The organism is Kitasatospora sp. NPDC096128 (assembly GCF_040303105.1).
In the GTDB taxonomy this organism is placed as follows: domain Bacteria; phylum Actinomycetota; class Actinomycetes; order Streptomycetales; family Streptomycetaceae; genus Kitasatospora.
This window is the reverse complement of the sequence record NZ_JBEOSP010000109.1, coordinates 1-4,325: the sequence shown is the minus strand read 5'-3', so window position 1 is coordinate 4,325 and position 4,325 is coordinate 1. Positions and strand designations below refer to the sequence as shown.

The following is a 4,325-nucleotide window of genomic DNA, read 5'->3' as shown; positions in this document are numbered from 1 at the left end:
ACCTCGGCGAGTTCACGACCCATACCGACCCACTGCGAACCCTGACCCGGGAAGACGAACACCGGGCGCACATCGGCCCGGGCCACACCCGAGACGAGGGAGCCGCTGGGCAGGCCGTCGGCCAGGCTCTCCAGGCCGGCCACCAGCTCGGCCCGGTCGCCGCCCACCACGACGGCCCGGTGCTCGAAGGTGGCGCGGTGGTTCACCAGCGACCATGCCACGTCCCGCGCATCGGCCTCCGGCCGGGCCGCGACCCAGTCGCGCAACTGACCGGCCTGGGCCGCCAGTCCGTCCGCCGACCGCCCCGACACCAGCCACGCGCCGGCGCCCGCCACCACCGGCGGAACGGCCTCCTCGGCCGGCTCGGCCGCGGCCTCCTCGGCGGGCGCCTCCTCCAGGATGAGGTGGGCGTTGGTGCCGCTGCCGCCGAAGGAGGACACGCCCGCGCGGCGCACCCGCTCACCGGCCGGCCAGGAGACCGGCTCGGTCAGCAGCTCCACCTCGCCGGAGTCCCAGTCGACGTGCGGCGTGGGCTCGTGCACGTGCAGGGTCTTCGGCAGCTGCCCGTTGCGCAGCGCCATCACCATCTTGATCACACCGGCCACACCGGAGGCGGCCTGGGTGTGCCCGAGGTTGGACTTCACCGAGCCCAGCCAGAGCGGCTGGTCGCCGGCGCGCTCCTGGCCGTAGGTGGCCAGCAGCGCCTGGGCCTCGATCGGGTCGCCCAGCTTGGTGCCGGTGCCGTGCGCCTCCACCGCGTCGATGTCGGCGGCCGACAGCCGGGAGTTCTCCAGCGCGGCGCGGATGACGCGCTGCTGGGAGGGGCCGTTGGGCGCGGTCAGACCGTTGGACGCACCGTCCTGGTTGATCGCCGAACCGCGGATCACCGCGAGCACCTGGTGGCCGTGGCGGCGCGCGTCGGAGAGCTTCTCGACGACGATCATGCCGGTGCCCTCGGCCCAGCCGGTCCCGTTGGCGTCGTCGGAGAAGGCCCGGCAGCGGCCGTCCACCGACAGGCCCTGCTGCCGGGAGAACTCGACGAACATGCCCGGCTGGGCGAGGACGGTCACACCGCCGGCGAGTGCCATCGAGCACTCCCCGGCGCGGATCGCCTGGCAGGCGAGGTGCAGCGCCACCAGGGAGGACGAGCACGCGGTGTCGACGGTGACGGCGGGGCCCTCCAGGCCCATGACGTACGACACCCGGCCCGAGAGCACGGCGGTCAGGTTGCCGGTCATCATGTGACCTTCCAGCCCGGCCGTGCCCCCCTCCGCCAGCTCCAGGTTCACCAGGTAGTTCGATGTGAAACCACCGACGAAGACGCCGGTCCTGCTGCCTTTCAGGGTCCCCGCGTCGATTCCGGCCCGCTCCAGGGCCTCCCAGGCGACTTCGAGGAGGAGCCGCTGCTGCGGGTCCATGGCGACGGCTTCGCGCGGGCTGATTCCGAAGAACGCGGCGTCGAATCCGCTCGCGTCCTTCACGAACGCCCCGGAATTGGTGTACGAGCGGCCGGACTTGTCCGGGTCCGGGTCGTAGATGCTCTCCAGGTCCCAGCCGCGGTCGGTGGGGAACTCGCCGACCGCGTCACCGCCGGCCGCCAGCAGCTCCCAAAGGTCCTCCGGGCTCTCCACGTTGCCCGGGTAGCGGCACGCCATGCCCACGATCGCCAGCGGCTCGTACTCGCCGGCCTCCAGCTTGTGCAGGCGCTTGCGCGTCTCCTGGAGCTCGGCCGCGGTCTTCTTGAGGTAGTCGAAAAGTTTCTCTTGGTTATCCACAGTGACCCCTTACCAAAATGCCGTCAATTAGCGCGAAGTAACTAGTTGGACAGACCAAGTTCCTTGTCGAGAAACTCAAACACCTGGTCGGGTGTGGCCGACTCGAGTTCGACCTCGCCGGTGCCGGACTCCGCTTCGCCCTGCTCTTCGATCCACCTCGACAGAATGCTCTGCAGCCGCCTCGTGATCCGCTCGCTCGTCTCCTGGTCGGGCGTCGCACCCGACAGGCTGGATTCGAGCCGGTCGAGGTCGTCGAGCACGGGCACCGAAACCGTCTCGTCCGGGGCGAGTTCGGTGCGCAGCCAGGCGGCCACCGCCACCGGAGTGGGGTAGTCGAAAATCAACGTAGCGGGCACCCGCAGTCCGGTCGCAGTGTTCAACCGGTTCCGGATCTCCACTGCCGTCAGCGAGTCGAAGCCCAGCTCCTTGAAGGCCTGCTGGGCCTGCACACCCTCGGCCGACGCGTGGCCCAGGACGACGGCCGCCTCGGCCCGCACCAGGTCGGTGAGCAGCCGCTCCTGCTCGGCGCGGGCCAGGCCCGCCAGCCGGCGGCCCAGGTCGCCCCCGGCGGGGGCCGCGGCCTCGGTGGCGCGGGCGCCGGCCGTGGCGAGCCGACGGACCTCCGGCAGGTCCCGGACCAACGGCGCCTTCGGCAGGTCCACCGCGGTCTGCGCCAGCACGGCCCAGTCGACGTCCATCACCGTCACCACGGCGTCATGGCCCTGCAGCGACTCGCCCAGCGCCCGGACCGCCAGCTGCGGGTCCATCGCCGACATCGGGAGCTTCTTCATCCGCTCCCGGATCGCCTCCTTGGACTCCGCCAGGCCGCCGCCGCCCCACTGGCCCCAGGCCACCGACAGACCGGCCTTGCCGCGGGCCCGCCGGTTCTCGGCCAGGGCGTCGAGGTAGGAGTTGGCGGCCGCGTAGTTGCCCTGCCCCGCGGAGCCGAGGGTCGACGCCGCGGAGGAGAACAGCACGAAGGCGTCCAGGTCCAGATCGGCCGTCAGCTCGTCGAGGTACGAGGCGCTCGCGGCCTTGGCCGCCAGCACCGTCTCCAGCCTCGCCGGGCTGAGGCGGTCGACCACGCCGTCGTCCAGGACGGCGGCGGTGTGCATCACCGAGGACAGCGCGGGCCCGCTCTGCCCGGTCCAGGCCACCAGCCCGGCCAGCGCCGAGCGGTCGCTCACGTCACAGGAGACGACGTCCACGCCGGTCCCCCGGGCGGCCAGGTCGGCGACGGTCGCGGCGACGCCGGGGGCGGCCGGACCGGAACGGCCCGTCAGCACCACCCGCGGAGCGTCCCCGTCGGCCAGCCAGCGGGCCACGTGCCCGGCGATCGCGCCGGTGCCACCGGTGATCAGCACGCTGCCGCGCGGCGTCCAGCGCCCCTCGCCGCGCGCCTCGGCGGCCCGGCTCATCCGGCGGCCCAGGATCCCGGACGGCCGGATGGCGACCTGGTCCTCACCGCAGCCGGCGAGCACCGCGACCATTCGGGCACCGGCCCGGTCGTCCAGCACCTCGGGCAGGTCGACCAGACCGCCCCAGCGGTCCGGGTGCTCCAGGCCGACGACCCGGCCCAGGCCCCACACCTGCGCCTGCGCCGGACTGGTCGGCACCTCGCCGGGCATGGCCGAGACCGCGCCGCGGGTGGCCGGCCACAGCGGCGCCTCGACCCCGACGTCACCGAGCGACTGGATCAGGGCCAGGGTGGCGGCCAGGCCGCCCGCCACCACCGGGTGCTCCGGCAGCGCCGTCTCGTCCAGCGCCAGCAGCGACAGCACGCCGGCGACGCCGCCCGGCTCCGCACCCGCGTCCCCGAGCGTCCGGGTGAGCAGGGCGGCCAGAGCGTCGCGGTCCGTCGTCCCGGCCGGGACCTCCACCACCGCGACGTCGGCACCGCGGATGCCCAGCGCGAGCGCGCAGCCCTGGACCAGGTCGTCGGCCGCCGCCTCGGCGGGGACCGCGACGAGCCAGGTGCCGGACAGCACGCCCGGGTCGGGATCGGCGACCGGCGACCAGCCCATCCGGTAGCGCCAGCTCGCGGTGGTCGACCGTTCCAGGTCGCGGCGCCGCCACGAGGTCAGCGCGGGCAGCAGCTCACCGAGCTGCTGCTGGTCGTCGATCGCCAGCGTGTCCGCCAGCTGCTCCAGGTCGCCGCCCTCGACGGCGGCCCAGAACGCCGCTTCGGCCGCCGTGCCCGAGCCGTCCCCGCCGGAGGCCGGGGAGCCGGCCGCGGGCGCCGACGGGACCTTCGGCCAGAAGCGGTCGTGCCGGAAGGCGTACGTCGGCAGGTCCACCCGCTCGCCGGCCGGCAGGACTGCCGTCCAGTCGACGGGGGCGCCGTTGACGAAGGCCTCGGCCAACGAGGTGACCAGGCGGGTCGCACCGCCGTCGTCGCGGCGCAGCGTGCCGCACACCGTGGCGGGCACGGCGGCCGCGCCCGCCTCCAGCGCGACCTCCTCCAGTGACTCCGTCACCGCGCCCAGCAGGACGGGGTGCGGGGAGACCTCCAGGAACACCCGGTGGCCCTGAGCGGCCAACGTCCGTACC

2 protein-coding genes are annotated in these 4,325 nt (G+C 73.9%); both read right to left on the bottom strand.

The genetic code is table 11. The features are described 5' to 3' along the window. Positions 1 to 1,775: type I polyketide synthase (locus ABTY61_RS41710; protein WP_350510472.1), on the bottom strand; the 1,775-nt coding region annotated here is incomplete at its 3' end. Positions 1,776 to 1,816: 41 nt separating this feature from the next. Then, a partial coding sequence (locus tag ABTY61_RS41705) for a KR domain-containing protein (RefSeq protein WP_350510471.1) occupies positions 1,817 to 4,325 on the bottom strand: 2,509 nt, incomplete at its 5' end.